Source organism: Variovorax sp. YR750, assembly GCF_900109805.1.
GTDB lineage: Bacteria > Pseudomonadota > Gammaproteobacteria > Burkholderiales > Burkholderiaceae_C > Variovorax > Variovorax gossypii.
The window spans coordinates 12710-27131 of sequence record NZ_FOBJ01000010.1 but is presented as its reverse complement, the minus strand read 5'-3'; the positions used below and the strand labels follow the sequence as shown (position 1 = coordinate 27131).

Here is a 14422-nt window from a genome sequence, read left to right as displayed (position 1 = left end):
GGTTTCAGCCCCTTGCGGGATCGGCGCTGGGCCACGCGAGGCGCCGGAACTCCGCGCGCAGGGTGGAAAGCGAGTCGGGCGTGGCCGGCGCATAGCGTTGCGCCTCGAGCTTGAGCAGCCAGTCGCGCACCGACTGCGCGGCCGGGCCGAATCGCGCGTCGGCGGCCTGCGCCATCTGTCGGGGCGGGGCGGTGTCGGGCAGCTTGAGGCCGGCCTTGGCCAGACGCGTGCGCGCCTGGCCCAGCAGGCGCAGCCACGGGTCGTGCCTGCTGCGCTCCCACAGCGTCCAGCCGGCGCCGGCCAGGCTGGCGGCCACCAGCAGGTACAGCAGCACGTAGCCCAGGTCTTCCAGGCTGGGAGCCTCGAAGCCAATGTTCTTCAGCAGGTTGAGCTGCCGGCTCTGCGTGTAGTTGAGTACCCACTGGTTCCAGCCGTTGTTCACGGCCTCCCAGACGGCGCGCAGGTTCTGCGCGAGCGTGGGGCTCATCGAGCCGATGGCGCCCGCGAGCAGGCCGGGCTGCGGGGTCAGGCGCTGGAACTGGCCGATGCGCCCCGGCGCCACGGAGCCGGTGGGGTCCACGCGCATCCAGCCGGTGCCTTCCTGCCAGACTTCGGCCCAGGCGTGGGCGTCGCTCTGGCGCACGACCCAGTAGTTGTCGACGTTGTTGAGCTCGCCGCCCTGGTAGCCGGTGACGATGCGCGACGGAATGCCCAGGTTGCGCATCAGCACCACGAAGGCAGAGGCGATGTGCTCGCAGAAGCCCTCCTTGCGGTCGAACCAGAACTCGTCGGCCGTGTCGTTGCCGTAGACGCCAGGCTCCAGCGTGTAGGTGTAGCCGCCGGTGCGCAGGCGGCGCAGGGCAGCCTGCACGAAGGCCTGCGTGTCGGCCTGGGCCAGCGCGGGGGCGGCGCGCATCTCTGCGGCGAGCGCCGCGGTGCGCGGGTTGGTGCCCGGCGGCAGCGTGAGATAGGCCTGCAGCTGGCCGCCGGTGCGCCTGAGCGGGCCGCTCTGGAACTGCGTGTAGCTCTCGGCGCTGTAGCGCACGAGGTCGTTGATCGGGCGGCTGGCGAACCACTGCAGGTCGGGCGTGCCGCTGACCTCGAAGCCCGGCACCTCGGGCGGGCGCTGCGCGACGTCGAGGGTCAGCAGCCAGGGGCGGTTGCTGGCTTCGAGCGTGACCTCGTAGCGCACGGGCGAGCCGCTCACGCGCAGGTTGGAAGCCCACTGCGAGCCGCGCGCCCATGAGGGCAGGGTGGTCCACTCGCGGCCGTCGAACTGCGCCAGCACCGGTCCGCGGAAGTACATCTGGCTCTGCGGCGGCGCCTGGCCGTCCTCGAACTTGATGCGCGCGGCGATGCGGTCGTCGAGCGCCAGCTCGGCAATCGTGCCCACGCGCATGCTGTTCGACAGGCCGCTGCGGCCCATCATGGCGTCGCTGGGCGTGCCCCACAGCGGCGCGAAGCGCGGGAACAGCAGGAACAGCGCGAGCATGATCGGCGCGCCCGCCAGCGCCATCCACCCCGCCGTGCGCGCGGCCTGCATCAGCGGCGGCCGGCCCACCGGCATGTGGGCGTTGACCAGCGCAGTCAGCAGCCCCAGCAGCGCCAGCAGCATGGTGAAGGCCGTCAGCAGCGACTGCGAGTAGAAGAAATTCGTGAGCATCGCGAAGAAGCCCAGGAAGAAGATGACGAAGGCGTCGCGCCGCGCGCGCAGCTCCAGCGTCTTGAGCGCGAGCAGGCTCACGATCAGCGTGACGCCCGCGTCGCGACCCAGCAGCGTGCGGTGGGTGGCGTAGGTGGCGCCCAATATCAGAGCCAGCAGCGCAAGGCGCCACCACCGGCTGGGAAGCGGCCGCGCCTGCACGGCCAGCGAGGCGCGCCACAGCAGCACCATCGCGGTGAGGGCCGAGCACCACCACGGCAGGTTTTCGATCTGCGGCAGCAGGATCAGGCCGATCACGCAGAGAAGAAAAAGCGTGTCCCGCGCGTCGCGGGGCAGGGCGGCGAGTTCGCGCATCACTCTGTTCATGCGGCGCTCCCGTTCAGCACAGGGCCAGGGCCTCGAGGCAGGCCCGGCGGTGGGCCTCGCCCTGCGAGGGCTTCACGACCCGGCCGGCCACCCGCAGGCCGTAGTCCACGCCCAGCCGGTCGGCCATCAGCACCCAGGCGCACAGGCGCGAGAGGCGGCCTTCGGTGTCAGCGAGGCCGGTGGCCTGCGCGTCGAGCCAGAGCTCTTCGCGCTGGGCCTGCTGGGTGTCGCGGCTGACCAGGTCTTCGGAGCCGGTCGCCTGCGCGCGCGCAGCCTTCTTCCAGACCACGAGCTTGAGCGGATCGCCGCGGCGGTAGGCGCGCACGCCGTCGTACTCGCCGGCGCTGTGGGCGCGCATCGAGGCGGTCAGTGCGGCGGGGCCGGAGAGGGGCTCGCCCGGTGGCAGCGGCGGCGGATGGGCCTCGGGCGCCGGGTAGACCAGCATCTGCGCGGCCGGCCGCCAGACCGTCCACACGCGGAAGGTGCCGAGCGGAAAGCGCGTCTCGGCCGTGAGCGGTGGTACCGGGTGCAGCCCGCGCCGCTCGGGCTGGAAGGCGATCTCGACGGTGGAGGTTCCTTCGGCCGGCACGTCGGTCCAGGCCCATTGCCCGCTGCCGCGCACCGCCATGCCGATGCCGTAGCGCACCCGGCGCCTGGTGTTGTGCAGCACCACCCGGAAGGCGGCGGCGGCGCCCGCGTAATGCGCCTCGGGCTGCACCATGTGCATCGCCAGCCCGCGCAGGGTGCCGTGGCACACATGCATGCCCACGGCCACGCTGCCGGCGAGCAGGAAGGTGAGCAGGTAGCCCAGGTTGAGCTGGTAGTTGATCGAGGCGATCAGCAGCACCAGCAGCGTCGCGCCCAGCGTCCAGCCGGCGCGCGTGGGCAGGATGTAGACGTTGCGCTGGGTGAGTTCCAGCGTATCGGATGGCGGCCGGCGTGACAGGAACCAGCCGTCGATGCGCGAGCGGATGACGCCGACAGGGCTCACGGCAATGGCACGGCGGCGATCATCGCGCGCACCTGCTCGACGGCGCCACGGCCCGCGTCGCCCACGGGCGTGAGGCGGTGCGCGATCGTCTGGGGCAGCACGGCCTGCACGTCGTCGGGCGCGACGTAGTTGCGGTTGGCCAGCAGCGCCTGCGCCTTGGCGGCGCGCAGCACCGCGATGCCGGCGCGCGGCGACAGGCCCTGCAGGAACCAGCGGCCCGAGCGGGTGGCGGCGATCAGGTCCTGCACGTAGTTGAGCAGCGGATCGGCCGCGTGCACCTGCTGCACGCGCTGCTGCAGCGCTGTCAGCTCGCCGGCGGTCAGCATCGCGGGCAGGGTGGCGAGCATTTCTCGGCGGTCGACGCCCGCGAGCAGCTGGCGTTCGGCGGCGCGGTCGGGGTAGCCGAGCGAGATGCGCATCAGGAAGCGGTCGAGCTGCGACTCGGGCAGGGCGAAGGTGCCGAGCTGGTCCTGCGGGTTCTGGGTGGCGATCACGAAGAAGGGCGTGGGCAGCGGGCGGGTCTCGCCCTCGACCGTGACCTGCTTCTCCTCCATGGCCTCGAGCAGCGCGCTCTGGGTCTTGGGGCTGGCGCGGTTGATCTCGTCGGCCAGCAGCACCTGCGCGAAGATCGGCCCGGGGTGGAAGGTGAAGGCCTGCTGGCCCCGGTCGTAGATCGCCACGCCCGAGAGATCGCCCGGCATCAGGTCGGCGGTGAACTGCACGCGGGAGAACTGCAGCCCGAAGGTGTGCGAGAGCGCGTGGGCGAGGGTGGTCTTGCCCACGCCCGGCACGTCCTCGATCAGCAGGTGGCCGCCGGCCAGCAGGCAGGCCACGCAGTCGCGAACCTGGGCCTCCTTGCCCACGATCACCGTGTTAAGCTGAGTTAACAAAGTGGCTAGCTTTGCGGCAACGTCCATATTTGTATCCATATGCAAACGATACCGTAAGACCCGCCGGCCCCATGCTGCGTGAGGTCTAGACGTGGCGATAGAGACACATGGGCAAGACAGGCTACTTCACACACCGGGACTTCTGGAAGCACGACATGGGCGGAGGGCATCCCGAGTGCCCCGGCCGGCTGGATGCCATCGAGGACCGCCTGCTGCTCACCGGCGTGGGCGACGCGCTGGAGCACCGCGAGGTGCCGCTGGCCACGCTGGAGCAGCTCACCCGGGCGCACAGCACGGAGCACGTCGAGCACCTGGAGGCGCTGCACCAGCGCCTGGTGGCCGACGAGCCCGCCGGCGGCCCCGACCACGCGCAGCTCGACCCCGACACCACGCTCACCCGCTACACCCTGCTGGCCGCGCGCCGCGCCGCCGGCGCTGCGATCGCCGCCACCGATGCGGTGATCGCCGGCGACCTGGAAAACGCCTTCTGTTCGGTGCGTCCGCCCGGCCACCATGCCTGCCGGGAGCAGGCGATGGGCTTCTGCTTCTTCAACAACGTGGCCATCGCCGCGCGGCACGCCATCGAGGCGCACGGGATCGAGCGCGTGGCCGTCGTCGATTTCGACGTGCACCACGGCAACGGCACCGAGGACATTCTTTCCAACGACCCGCGCGTGCTGATGGTGGGCTTCTTCCAGCACCCGTTCTACCCGTACAGCGGCACGAATCACCCGGCGCCGAACATGCTCAACCTGCCGATCCCGGCCTACACCCGGGGCATGGACGTGCGCGAGATGATCGAGGCGACCTGGATGCCGCGGCTGGAGGAGTTCAAGCCGCAGATGATCTTCGTCAGCGCCGGCTTCGACGCGCACCGCGAGGATGACCTGGGCCAGCTGGGCCTCAACGAGAACGACTTTGCCTGGATCACGAGCCGCATACACGATGTCGCGAAGCGGCATTCGAAAGGGCGCATAGTCTCGATGCTCGAAGGCGGCTACAACCTCGACGCACTGGCGCGCAGCGTGGAAGCCCACATCCGCGTGCTGGCTTCCCTGTGACGCAGCGGGCACGGCCGACGCCGGTGTCCTGTCCCGATAGATGAATTTCAACGATTTCCTCCAACGACTGAGCCAGGTCGACGCGCGCGGCCTTGGCATCGAACTGATCGCGCTGGTGGCCTGCGTGGCCCTGGCCTGGGCCATCTGCAAGTGGTTCGGCCGCGACCAGCCCAAGGATTCCATCTGGTTCGGCGAGAGCACCTTCGACGGGCTGCTGTTCCCGCTGCTGGCGCTGGTGTTCACCGATCTCGCCCGGCGCGTGGTGATCGACTTCCAGACCGTGCTGGTGCTGCGCATCGCGGTGCCGGTGTTCCTGTCGCTGGCGGTCATCAGGTTGTTCGCGCGGGTGCTCAGGGCGGTGTTCCCGGCCTCCAATCTCGTCAGGCTGATAGAGCGCACGATCTCGTGGCTGGCCTGGATCGCGGCGGTGCTCTGGATCGTCGGGTTGCTGCCGCCGGTGCTGGCCGAACTCGACGACATCACGCTGGCCTTCGGCAAGACGCGCGTGAGCCTGCAGACCATCTTCCAGGGCGTGCTGTCGGCGGGCGTGGTGCTGATGATCTCGCTGTGGATCTCCAGCACCATCGAGAAACGCATCCTGCGCGAGGCCGTCACCGACCTGTCGATGCGCAAGGTGGCGTCGAACGCGGTGCGCGCTTTCCTGCTGCTGGTGGGCCTGCTGTTCGCGCTCTCGGCGGTGGGGGTCGACCTGACGGCGCTCTCCGTGCTGGGCGGCGCGCTCGGCGTGGGCCTCGGCTTCGGGCTGCAGAAACTCGCGGCCAACTATGTCAGCGGCTTCGTGATCCTGCTCGAGCGCTCCATCCGCATCGGCGACAACGTCAAGGTCGACACCTTCGAGGGCCGCATCACCGACATCAAGACGCGCTACACGCTCATCCGCGCGGGCAACGGGCGCGAAGCCATCGTGCCGAACGAGTCGCTGATCACCAGCCGCGTGGAGAACCTCTCGCTGGCCGACCGCAAGTTCAACATCACGACCACCATCGTGGTCGGCTACGAGAGCGACGTGGCGCTGGTGCAGTCCATCCTCTGCGAGGCGGCCAAGGCCCAGCCGCGCGTGATGACCGACCCGGCCCCGGTGGCCTTCCTCATGAACTTCGCGCCCGACGGGCTGGAGTTCACGCTCAACTTCTGGGTGGCCGATCCGGACAAGGGCAAGGACAACCTGCGCTCGGCGATCAACATCGCGATCCTCGATGGGTTGCGGGGGGCGGGGATCGATATTCCTTATCCGCAGCGGGTGGTGCGGGTGGAGTCTCTTCCGGCCGGTGCGGCCCTTGCTGGCGAGGTCGCGGAAAAATAGGCGATCGAGGTTTCCCGTGTTCGCGCGCATTGGCCATTGCGCGTTGGAGGCAAGGATGTTCGTGGGTTTCGAATCGCAGCGTCACAGGGGGCTCTTCAGAGCGCCGAGCAATTCACACGGGTTTCGGATGGCGTGCCTTTCACTTCCAGGCTGAGTGGATCGGCCATCCGACCGGGACCGGAGTCAGGGACCGACTGCTATGGGTCCTGAGCAGTAATCACTAGAGGCCGATAGCAGTCATCGTATTTGCGCGGTAGACGCTTTGCGTTATCACTCGATGTTGCTGCGCTGTAGACGTTCCGTGCCTCCAGCCGCGATGTCCTCGAACACAGAATCAAGCGCAGCGAATACTTCCCAACGGTCCGTCCCCAAGTACTGCGCAGCTTTGTCGATTACAAGAAGTTCCAGTTCCTCCTCCCGCTTCCCTTTCCATAGCTTGTCAGCAAGCGCAACGGAGAGCTCCTCCAATTTCAGGCCGGGGCTTCGCCATGCTGCATGAGATACACAGCACTCGGCTATCTCGACTTGAACACCGTTCTCAAGCATCAACCGCTTGCCTTCGGCTTCATGGAGCGACCCTGGTCCGCTCATCTCCTCTGGATGGCCAATTTTTCCGGCATCGTGGATTGCCACTCCCAACTCGATTCGTTTCGCATCGAGGTTTAGCCCCAATTTTTTATAGCCCTCCACAAGCATGTCGGCGGCTTCTCCGACCAATTGAACATGGAGTAGCAAGCGCGGAGGAGCACCGAGCCGCTTCAGGAGTTGGTATGCATCTGTGCGATTACGCAGCATCTTCGTCTTGACGAGATCGTTGAATCTCCGCTCCTGGCTCGCTTCGGCTATACGTCGCCCCGACCCACGGCCATAGCGACTTTGTACGCGACATGCTCAGCGTGTCCCTTTCCTGGGTAGTCGTCAGGAACCACTTCAATCGCTTCCACTTCGAGACAGGTTCCACATTCAGAATTTGCCCGAGCCACGCCAGCAAGTATCTCGGACACGTGATTCGCCAAGTCAAATTGGACCGCACTCTCCGTTCGGTTCATCGCAAGTAGCCGAATCACTGGAGGGCCGTTCAGCGGCGCCTTTCCAAAGCGGACGGAAACCAAGACGCACTTCGGACCAATCACATGCTGATAGCGGTAGAAGACCGAGCGCTGGATGCGTGTGATGTCCATTTTCAACGGCTGTTGCGAACGACTGGTTGTGGTCGTCATGAGCCGGTCTGCGCGCCACTGCCTTCATAGAAGGCCTTCAATTCTGCGCAGCCCTCGTCAAAGCGGTCATGGTAAGTCGCGCAGAAGGCTTCTTCATCGCTCGACAGCGCCAGCCATGAAGCCAGCCCCAAGAGTCGCGCATCCCTTGCAAATGTCGCGAGGTCTGCGAGAGCAGTGGAGTCCATGTCCTCTAGTGGTCCAAACGAACCTGAATTTCTCACGGCGTAGTCGATCAGCCACATCCGGTAGATGGCGCGCTCCGGTTCGGACAGCGCGCTCACGCCTCCATCGGCCTGCCTCTGAATGACGAGGTCACCGACCTCGAGGATCCAAGTTTCGAGTTCAGAGTTCATCTTGCTGGTTACTTCAGGCGACCGCTCTGGGGCGAATTGAGACTCTTCTGCGAACGACGGATCCTGGCCGTCAGCGACGCTGACGCTCCATCGCATCACTGGATGCGACAAACCCTAGTTTGGCGAAGAATTCCGATGCACCGCTACGGCCGGCACGCAGGACCCAGGTAATTCCAGGTTCCGTCCCGACAATGTGATTTACGAGGGCCTTGCCCGCACCTCGCCGACGATGCGCATCGGCGACAACAATCATTGACAGGTATCCGTTCGATATGCCGTCTGTGATTGCGCGAGCAAAGCCGATGACTTGGCCGTCGAGTGACGCGACTGCTGTGCGTTGCGAGGCAGCGACAAGTCGTTGCAGGTATTGAGCACTTGGGACGCGATGGCTCCAGCCGCTTGAGACGAGGAGTTGATAAGCCGCATCAAGGTCAGAGGCTGCAAAGTCGCGAACCTGCATCAGATGTCTCCTTCTAGCCGACTGTAGCCGTCCAAGCGGCGAAAAGAGGCCGAACAGGAAGTGCAGATTTCCTCGCAGCTGTCCTGCACAAGCGCCTACGCCGAATCGGTGCTCTGGTCGTTGAGCCTGGGTCGTTGTTCAAGCCCGAAGCGGGCTCCACGCCTCAGAAAAGGTTTCGAGGCTAACAGGCTGTGCGTGAGGGTCTTCCTCCCTGAACAAACCGCGGCCGACGCCGAGATCCTGCACCGCGTCCCGAAAGCCGCCGGCCGCGCCTGATGCGATGCCCCAAGCTCGGCGCTTGCAAACTGCTAGGGGGCTCTTGAGCAGCGCAGCAACGGCGATCATTGCAGCGCGGAGCTCTCTTCTGCGTTCTCCAGAGGCAGAAGCTGTCAGCGCGACCACCAACATGGAACCGAACCGGGGTATGCCTCCTTGTCGGGCGTTGGGCGCCGAAAGCAGATGCAAGTAGAAGTCCGGCGCCTCATGTTCCTTTTCGCATACCGTCCATGACGGCCCCCACGCTTCCATTCCAAGGAATCTCCGAGGATTTGAGTCGAGGGCATTGGAGGGCGATCCGTGCGTCCAACGTAGATGCGACTTCAAATCCCACCCCATCTTTCCGAAGGCGATCGATCGATATTCTTTCCCCAAACCAGAGGCTTGGCTTGACCGGACTATCGACTTTCCGCGGTCCGAGCAGACAAATGGCGCGAGCAACGGCTCGATCTCCACCCATATCTGCCATTGCCAGGGTAACAAGTCCGGCGCGCCAAGCAGTACGAACAGATCGTAGTTCTTGGCGTGAAACGGATTTGAATTTGTCACAAGGAGAGAGTCATCATTCAACTAGACGGTCACGCAACCGATGCGTGCAACGAGCTTGCCATGGGCGCGAATGTCTGTTCTTGGCCGACCGTGGCCGGACGTGCAACTGTCGCGAAACGGCCCGAAACAGACATCCGCGAACTCTATCGCCAGAAGCGATCCTGTCGCTCATAGTTGGCTAGCGCCCCGCCGGACGGAAAACGCTCGATTGCGTCACTGGCGCACTGTAGCGAACTCTCATATGCTGCCGTGGTGTACCAGCCGCACCTCAGCCAGAAGCTCGTCGAGATGTTCCGTGCCAAGCCCTACCAAGGTGCCAGGCCGGAAAGTGCGGAATTCATCTTCGTGGGACTAGATGCGAACTACGCCGCTGACATCGAAAGCAGCCCTGTCTTCTCCCGTGTGTTGGAGTATCACGACGACGGCGTTGCCTTCTGGCGGCGCTACAAGGTTCATCATCCGTTTCTTCTGGCTGACTACAGGGGCGACGGCCAGCGCTATCACCGCAACTTCGCACGGACGGGTTTCGAACCGAAGGACGCGTGCCGCGTGTCATTCATCGAATTACTGCACATCCCGACGGTCGGTCGCAGTCAGCTGGTATTGGATGATCTCGACCCCGCGCACCTGGAGGGGCTGAATGCACTTATCCAGTGCGGTGCCAAGCGGAACGTCTTTTTGGCGGATAGGGTAATCAGGCTCATGCGCATCAGCGGGCGTTTCCGTTGGTTGCCTGAACCTATTGCGAACCAAGTGCTCCCTCGGCTGTACCAGGTTGGAGAAACGACGATCCACCAGCATCTGCACTTCGCCAACTACGGAAAATTTCAAGCACGTATGACACTTGAGGCGGCAGCCATCGCTCGTATGCGCGCTGACCCGCCGCACCTAGCCTTTTGCGCATGCTGAACGCCAGCCACATCTGGACACCACGGCGCCTTCCGCGGAGGTGATCCGATCGATGCGTAGTCGATGTGGCGGATCACGTCAGAGCATGTCCAACCATAGACACTAGCCGTCGCACTCGGCTTGGGGTCCGCTTCTGCCCGACTGCAGTTGTCGGCCGTATGCTGTTTCAGCGAGCAGCCCAGTACGCCGCTCGCTCCCCTCCGCATACGCAGGCCCAACGGCGTTCCGCAACTACCCAAGCGTCCCCAGCACCTCATCCACCCGCTCGACCAGCAGATCTGCATGCTGCCGCTCGAACACCAGCGGCGGCCGGATCTTGAGCACGTTGCCCTGCGGCCCCGTCGCGCTCAGCAGCACCTGCCGTTGCCGCAGCCCGTTGACTACCTTGGCCGCCTGCGCCGTGGCCGGCGCGCGCGTTGCGCGGTCGGTCACGAGTTCCAGCCCGATGAACAGTCCCGCGCCGCGCGCCTCGCCGACCAGCGCATGACGCTGCGCGAGTGCGGCCAGGCGTTCGCGCAGGTAGTTGCCGACCTGCAATGCGTTGTCCTGCAGGCCGTTCTTCTGGATCACGTCGAGAACCGCCGAGGCTGCTGCCATGGAGACCGGGTTGCCGCCGAAGGTGTTGAAGTAGCGGCTGGCCTGCCCGAAGGCCTTCAAGACTTCGGGCCGCACGGCCAGGCCCGCGACCGGGTGGCCGTTGCCCATGGGCTTGCCCATGGTCACCATGTCTGGCACCACGCCGTGGCGCAGGAAGCCCCAGAAGGCCTCGCCCGTGCGGCCGAAGCCGGGCTGCACCTCGTCGGCGATGAACACGCCGCCGGCCGCACGGATCGCCTCTACCGCCTCGCGCAGGAATCCGGCGGGCGCCGTGAACACGCCGTCGCTGGAGAAGACCGTGTCCACGAGCAGCGCCGCAGGTGCTATGCCGTGCGCCTTCAGGTCGGCGATGGCCGCGCGCACGCCGTCGGCGAAGCGCTTGCCCGTCTCGGCATCTCCTCCCTCGGGCGCATCGACCAGTCGCACGTGCTCGCCAAGGCGCACGTACTGCCCAAGCGACGGAGAGGCGCAGGCGATGGCCGAGGTCACGCCGTGGTACGCGAAGCGCGTGACGATGAGGCCGGCGCCGCCCGTGTGCGCGGTGGCGATACGCATGGCGAGGTCGTTGGCCTCGCTGCCGGTGCAGGTGAAGGTGGCATGGCCGAGCTCGGGCGGCATGGTGGCCAGCAGCCGCTCGGCGTAGTCGAGGATGCCCTCGTGCAGGTAGCGCGTGTGCGTGTTGAGCACCGACGCCTGGCGTGCGATGGCCTCGACCACCTCGGGTCGCGCGTGGCCCAGCGGCACCACGTTGTTGTAGGCATCCAGCCAGGGCGTGCCGTCGGCGTCGTAGAGCCAAACGCCTTCGCCGCGCACGGGGTGAAAGGGCTCTTCGTAGAAGAGCCGGTAGGCCGGCCCGAGCAGGCGGGCGCGGCGCTCGAGCAACTCGGCGGTGTGTTTCTCAGTCATGGATCGGTTCCGTGGCTTCCGTGGGTTCCGTGGGTTGAGCGACGCGGCAGGCGGCCCGGATGGCGTCCTGCATCTGGTCGGGCGTCAGCGTGGCGCAGGCCTGCAGCCGCGCCCAGGAGACGGTGTTGTTGCGCATGAGGTAGGCGGCGTTGTCTGGTTGGCGTGCGGCGCGCCAGCCGCTGATGGCGACCACCATCGCCAGCCGCGCGCGCACCAGGTCGAGCAGCGCGTGGGTCTCGCCATCGGTCAGCGGCGAGACGGCGTGATAGTCGGCCGCGAAGCGCGCGATCGTCGCCAGAGCATCGCCATGCTCGTCGATGTGGTACGAGGCCGCCACGGCCAGGTCGTCGACGAGCGGCGCATGCACCATGTCGCCGAAGTCGAGGATGCCGGCCACGCGCGCCGGTTCGTCCGGGTCGACCAGCAGGTTGTAGAGGTTGAAGTCGTTGTGGATGGGCTGGCGGCGCAGCCCGGCCAGTTTGGGCTTTGTGCGCTGCGCGAAGCCGTCGAGCGCGGCCTCTGCCAGCGCGCGGCGGGCAGGGTCGGCCACGTGCACAAGCAGAGGCCGCACGCGGTCGGCGCGCTGGATGTCCCAGGGCAGTTCGCGGGCGCCGGCGGGGTGCTCGAAGCCGGCCAGTGCCAGGCCCAGCCGAGCGAGCATGCGGGCGACGCAGGTGCGCTGCGCCGCCGAGCGCGGCGCCTGCGGCATGGGCAGGCCCTCGAGGTAGCTGAACAGGCGCGCCACGCGCGTGCGGCCTTCGGCGTCCTCGATCTGCACCGAGGCCGCGTCGAGGCGGTCCGGCAGCAGCCGCTGCACCGGCAGGCTGGGGTCGGTGCGCGCCAGGTGCAGCAGCGCCTGCGTCTGGAAGTCGGCGACAAGCGGGTCCTCGTCGGGGTGCGAGAGCTTGAGCATGCAGCGCGCGCCGCCGTCCTCCGGCTCCAGCAGGAAGTTGGCGTCGCGCTCGCCGGTGAGCGGCTTGAGCCTGCCCCGCTTGCCGTACAGGCGCTGCAGCAGGTCGGCGGCCCAGCCGGTTTCGACGGGGGCGGGCGGCGCGGTCAGCACTGCCGCCTCGGGCAGGGCCGCACGGATGGCGTCGTCGAGTTCCTGCGTCATCACGCCGCTTTCTCGAAGCCGCCGAGCGCGCTGGCCAGGTTGCGGCCCAGGTCTTCCGACAGGTAGCCGCCTTCCTGCACCAGCACCGTGGGCAGCCCCAGGCGCGCGATCTCGCCGAGGATGCGGCCGAAGCCCGCGGTGCTGACGGCCAGCGCCTGATAGGGGTCGTTCTCGTGCGCGTCCAGGCCCAGGGCCACGACGAGCGCGCCGGGTGCGAAGGCGCGGATGGTCGCGTGCGCCGTCGCCAGCGCGGCGAGGAAACCCTCGTCCTGCGTGCCGCGCGCCAGCGGCAGGTTCAGGTTGTAGCCCAGGCCTTCTCCTTCGCCGGTCTCGTGCGCGTGGCCCGTGAAGAAGGGCGTGCAGAAATGCGGGTCGCCGTGCAGCGAGATCGTCAGCACGTCCTTGCGGCGCCAGAAGATGCCCTGCGTGCCGTTGCCGTGGTGCACGTCGATGTCGAGGATCGCCACGCGGTCGTGCCTGCTGCGCAGATGCTGGGCCGCGATCGCCGCGTTGTTGAGATAGGTGAAGCCGTTGGCGCGGTCGGCATAGGCATGGTGGCCGGGCGGCCTGCACAGCGCGTAGGCGGCGCGCTCGCCGTCCAGCACGAGCTGGGCGGCATGCGTGGCCACGTGGGCCGACCAGGTCGCGGCATGCCAGGTGTGGCGCCCGATGGAGCAGGCCATGTCGCCCATGTGGTAGCCGGCCTGTCCCACGAGGCTGTCGGGGTAGGTGAAGGGCTGGCCCGGGAACGGATGCACGTTGGGAATGACTTCCTCCGAGGCACCGTCGAGCTGCTGCCAGCGCTCCCAGGCGGTTTCGAGAAAGCGCAGGTACTGCGGCGTGTGGATGGCGGCGCGCGGGCCCGGGCCGTGGTTTTCGGGCGCAACGATGTCGTGGCCCTGCGCGCGCGCGGCGTTCAGCAGCAGGGTGCCCCGCTCGGGCTGCTCGTTGCTGCGCTTCATGCGCCCGCGCACGATGAACTGCTGCGGGTCGTGGCCAGTGTGCTGGTCGCTGTAGATGACTTTCATGTCGGGCTTTCAGTATTCGGGTTCGACGGTCCAGCTGATCGGAATCTCGGCGACGCTGGCCGAGGCCGGCAGTTCGAGCACCGTCCGCGCGATGCGGGCCACGTCCTCGGGGCGCGTGGCCTGCCGCTGCTGCTCGGGCGGCAGGGCGGCCGCCATGTCGGTGGCGACGAAGCCGGGGCACAGCGCCGTGCAGCGCACGCGCGACTCGGCCCCGCAGTGCCGGATGCCATGGGCCAGCGACAGCACCGCCGCCTTGCTCAGCGCGTAGAGCGAGGCATCTGCCGTACGCACGCGCTTGGCGGCGAGCGAGGCCATCACCAGCACCTTGCCTTCGTCGGCCGCCAGCAGGTGCGCCCAGGCCTTGCGCGTGAGCCGCAGCGGCGACTTGACGTTGATCTCGAGCAGGCGGTCGACCTCCGCGTCGTCGGCATCGATGACCGAGCGCGTGCTGAGGACTCCGGCGTTGTGCACCAGCGCATCGATGCCGCCGAAGTCGCGCACGGTCGCGGCCACCCAGTCGGTCTCGCTGCGCGCATCTTCGGCATCGAAGCGGTAGGCGCGCACCTGCCCCGGGTCGTGGCCGGCGAAGGCATCGGTGGCGTTGCGCGATCCCACGCTCACGCGCCAGCCGTGCGCGAGCAGCTCGCGCACGATGGCTAGGCCGATGCCGCGGTTGCCCCCGCTGACCATGGCGACGCGGGGCGCGGCCTTCATC

15 protein-coding genes are annotated in these 14422 nt (G+C 67.1%); 3 read left to right on the top strand and 12 right to left on the bottom strand.

Features of this window, described 5'->3' with window-relative positions; all coding sequences use genetic code 11:
- Window positions 1–4 precede the first annotated feature (4 nt).
- From BMY35_RS20470 to BMY35_RS20460, 3 genes are read right to left on the bottom strand one after another with little or no spacing between them, the layout of a single operon-like run.
- Window positions 5–2029 (bottom strand): transglutaminase TgpA family protein, encoded by a 2025-nt coding sequence (locus BMY35_RS20470; protein ID WP_093203010.1) that lies wholly within the window; start codon window positions 2027–2029, stop codon window positions 5–7.
- A gap of 13 nt (window positions 2030–2042) precedes the next feature.
- Window positions 2043–3020: a DUF58 domain-containing protein gene (locus tag BMY35_RS20465; RefSeq protein WP_093203007.1), complete on the bottom strand. Its 978-nt coding sequence runs from the start codon at window positions 3018–3020 to the stop codon at window positions 2043–2045.
- Window positions 3017–3937, bottom strand: coding sequence for an AAA family ATPase (locus BMY35_RS20460; protein ID WP_093203005.1), 921 nt, complete (start codon window positions 3935–3937; stop codon window positions 3017–3019). The genes BMY35_RS20465 and BMY35_RS20460 overlap by 4 nt, the downstream gene beginning before the upstream one ends.
- Window positions 3938–4017: 80 nt before the next feature.
- On the opposite strand from BMY35_RS20460, the gene BMY35_RS20455 reads away from it, so the two are divergent.
- Window positions 4018–4971: a histone deacetylase family protein gene (locus BMY35_RS20455; protein WP_093203002.1), complete on the top strand. Its 954-nt coding sequence runs from the start codon at window positions 4018–4020 to the stop codon at window positions 4969–4971.
- A gap of 40 nt (window positions 4972–5011) precedes the next feature.
- Window positions 5012–6295 (top strand): mechanosensitive ion channel family protein, encoded by a 1284-nt coding sequence (locus tag BMY35_RS20450; RefSeq protein WP_093203000.1) that lies wholly within the window; start codon window positions 5012–5014, stop codon window positions 6293–6295.
- Between the two features lie 270 nt (window positions 6296–6565).
- Here BMY35_RS20450 and BMY35_RS20445 read toward each other — a convergent pair whose 3' ends face one another.
- The 5 genes from BMY35_RS20445 to BMY35_RS38810 all read right to left on the bottom strand — a co-directional run bounded on the left by BMY35_RS20445 (window position 6566) and on the right by BMY35_RS38810 (window position 9174).
- Window positions 6566–7090 (bottom strand): phosphohydrolase, encoded by a 525-nt coding sequence (locus BMY35_RS20445; RefSeq protein WP_093202997.1) that lies wholly within the window; start codon window positions 7088–7090, stop codon window positions 6566–6568.
- A 47-nt stretch (window positions 7091–7137) separates the two neighbouring features.
- Window positions 7138–7515 (bottom strand): hypothetical protein, encoded by a 378-nt coding sequence (locus tag BMY35_RS37750; protein WP_143080708.1) that lies wholly within the window; start codon window positions 7513–7515, stop codon window positions 7138–7140.
- Window positions 7512–7868 carry a hypothetical protein gene (locus BMY35_RS20440; RefSeq protein WP_093202995.1) on the bottom strand — a complete coding sequence of 119 codons (357 nt, stop codon included), beginning with the start codon at window positions 7866–7868 and terminating at the stop codon, window positions 7512–7514. Before BMY35_RS20440 ends, BMY35_RS37750 begins: the two co-directional genes overlap by 4 nt.
- A 70-nt stretch (window positions 7869–7938) precedes the next feature.
- The gene (locus BMY35_RS20435) at window positions 7939–8328 is read right to left on the bottom strand and encodes a GNAT family N-acetyltransferase (protein ID WP_093202992.1); all 390 of its coding nucleotides are present in this window, start codon (window positions 8326–8328) and stop codon (window positions 7939–7941) included.
- A gap of 138 nt (window positions 8329–8466) precedes the next feature.
- Window positions 8467–9174, bottom strand: coding sequence for a hypothetical protein (locus tag BMY35_RS38810; protein ID WP_256228988.1), 708 nt, complete (start codon window positions 9172–9174; stop codon window positions 8467–8469).
- Window positions 9175–9405: 231 nt separating this feature from the next.
- Between BMY35_RS38810 and BMY35_RS20425 the strand changes: the two genes are divergently transcribed.
- Window positions 9406–10062: a hypothetical protein gene (locus BMY35_RS20425; protein WP_256228986.1), complete on the top strand. Its 657-nt coding sequence runs from the start codon at window positions 9406–9408 to the stop codon at window positions 10060–10062.
- A gap of 231 nt (window positions 10063–10293) precedes the next feature.
- Here the strand turns inward: BMY35_RS20425 and BMY35_RS20420 are convergent, their stop codons facing one another.
- Genes BMY35_RS20420 through BMY35_RS20405 form a run of 4 tightly spaced genes read right to left on the bottom strand, consistent with a single transcriptional unit; the run spans window position 10294 to window position 14421 of the window.
- On the bottom strand, window positions 10294–11565 hold the full coding sequence (locus BMY35_RS20420; RefSeq protein WP_093202987.1) for an aspartate aminotransferase family protein: 1272 nt from the start codon (window positions 11563–11565) through the stop codon (window positions 10294–10296).
- Window positions 11558–12679, bottom strand: a complete 1122-nt coding sequence (locus tag BMY35_RS20415; RefSeq protein WP_093202985.1) for a phosphotransferase — start codon at window positions 12677–12679, stop codon at window positions 11558–11560. The genes BMY35_RS20420 and BMY35_RS20415 overlap by 8 nt, the downstream gene beginning before the upstream one ends.
- Complete coding sequence (locus tag BMY35_RS20410; RefSeq protein ID WP_093202982.1) at window positions 12679–13707, bottom strand: histone deacetylase family protein; 1029 nt, start codon at window positions 13705–13707, stop codon at window positions 12679–12681. The genes BMY35_RS20415 and BMY35_RS20410 overlap by 1 nt, the downstream gene beginning before the upstream one ends.
- Before the next feature lie 9 nt (window positions 13708–13716).
- Window positions 13717–14421 carry an SDR family NAD(P)-dependent oxidoreductase gene (locus tag BMY35_RS20405; protein WP_093202979.1) on the bottom strand — a complete coding sequence of 235 codons (705 nt, stop codon included), beginning with the start codon at window positions 14419–14421 and terminating at the stop codon, window positions 13717–13719.
- Window position 14422: the final 1 nt, after the last annotated feature.

What these genes read in the sequence shown, in the direction of transcription:
- BMY35_RS20470 (WP_093203010.1), bottom strand. Translation starts at nt 2,029, where the DNA reads ATGAACAGAGTGATGCGCGAACTCGCCGCCCTGCCCCGCGACGCGCGG.
- BMY35_RS20460 (WP_093203005.1), bottom strand. Translation starts at nt 3,937, where the DNA reads ATGGACGTTGCCGCAAAGCTAGCCACTTTGTTAACTCAGCTTAACACG.
- BMY35_RS20455 (WP_093203002.1), top strand. Translation starts at nt 4,018, where the DNA reads ATGGGCAAGACAGGCTACTTCACACACCGGGACTTCTGGAAGCACGAC.
- BMY35_RS20450 (WP_093203000.1), top strand. Translation starts at nt 5,012, where the DNA reads ATGAATTTCAACGATTTCCTCCAACGACTGAGCCAGGTCGACGCGCGC.
- BMY35_RS20445 (WP_093202997.1), bottom strand. Translation starts at nt 7,090, where the DNA reads ATGCTGCGTAATCGCACAGATGCATACCAACTCCTGAAGCGGCTCGGT.
- BMY35_RS37750 (WP_143080708.1), bottom strand. Translation starts at nt 7,515, where the DNA reads ATGACGACCACAACCAGTCGTTCGCAACAGCCGTTGAAAATGGACATC.
- BMY35_RS20440 (WP_093202995.1), bottom strand. Translation starts at nt 7,868, where the DNA reads ATGAACTCTGAACTCGAAACTTGGATCCTCGAGGTCGGTGACCTCGTC.
- BMY35_RS20435 (WP_093202992.1), bottom strand. Translation starts at nt 8,328, where the DNA reads ATGCAGGTTCGCGACTTTGCAGCCTCTGACCTTGATGCGGCTTATCAA.
- BMY35_RS20420 (WP_093202987.1), bottom strand. Translation starts at nt 11,565, where the DNA reads ATGACTGAGAAACACACCGCCGAGTTGCTCGAGCGCCGCGCCCGCCTG.
- BMY35_RS20415 (WP_093202985.1), bottom strand. Translation starts at nt 12,679, where the DNA reads ATGACGCAGGAACTCGACGACGCCATCCGTGCGGCCCTGCCCGAGGCG.
- BMY35_RS20410 (WP_093202982.1), bottom strand. Translation starts at nt 13,707, where the DNA reads ATGAAAGTCATCTACAGCGACCAGCACACTGGCCACGACCCGCAGCAG.
- BMY35_RS20405 (WP_093202979.1), bottom strand. Translation starts at nt 14,421, where the DNA reads ATGAAGGCCGCGCCCCGCGTCGCCATGGTCAGCGGGGGCAACCGCGGC.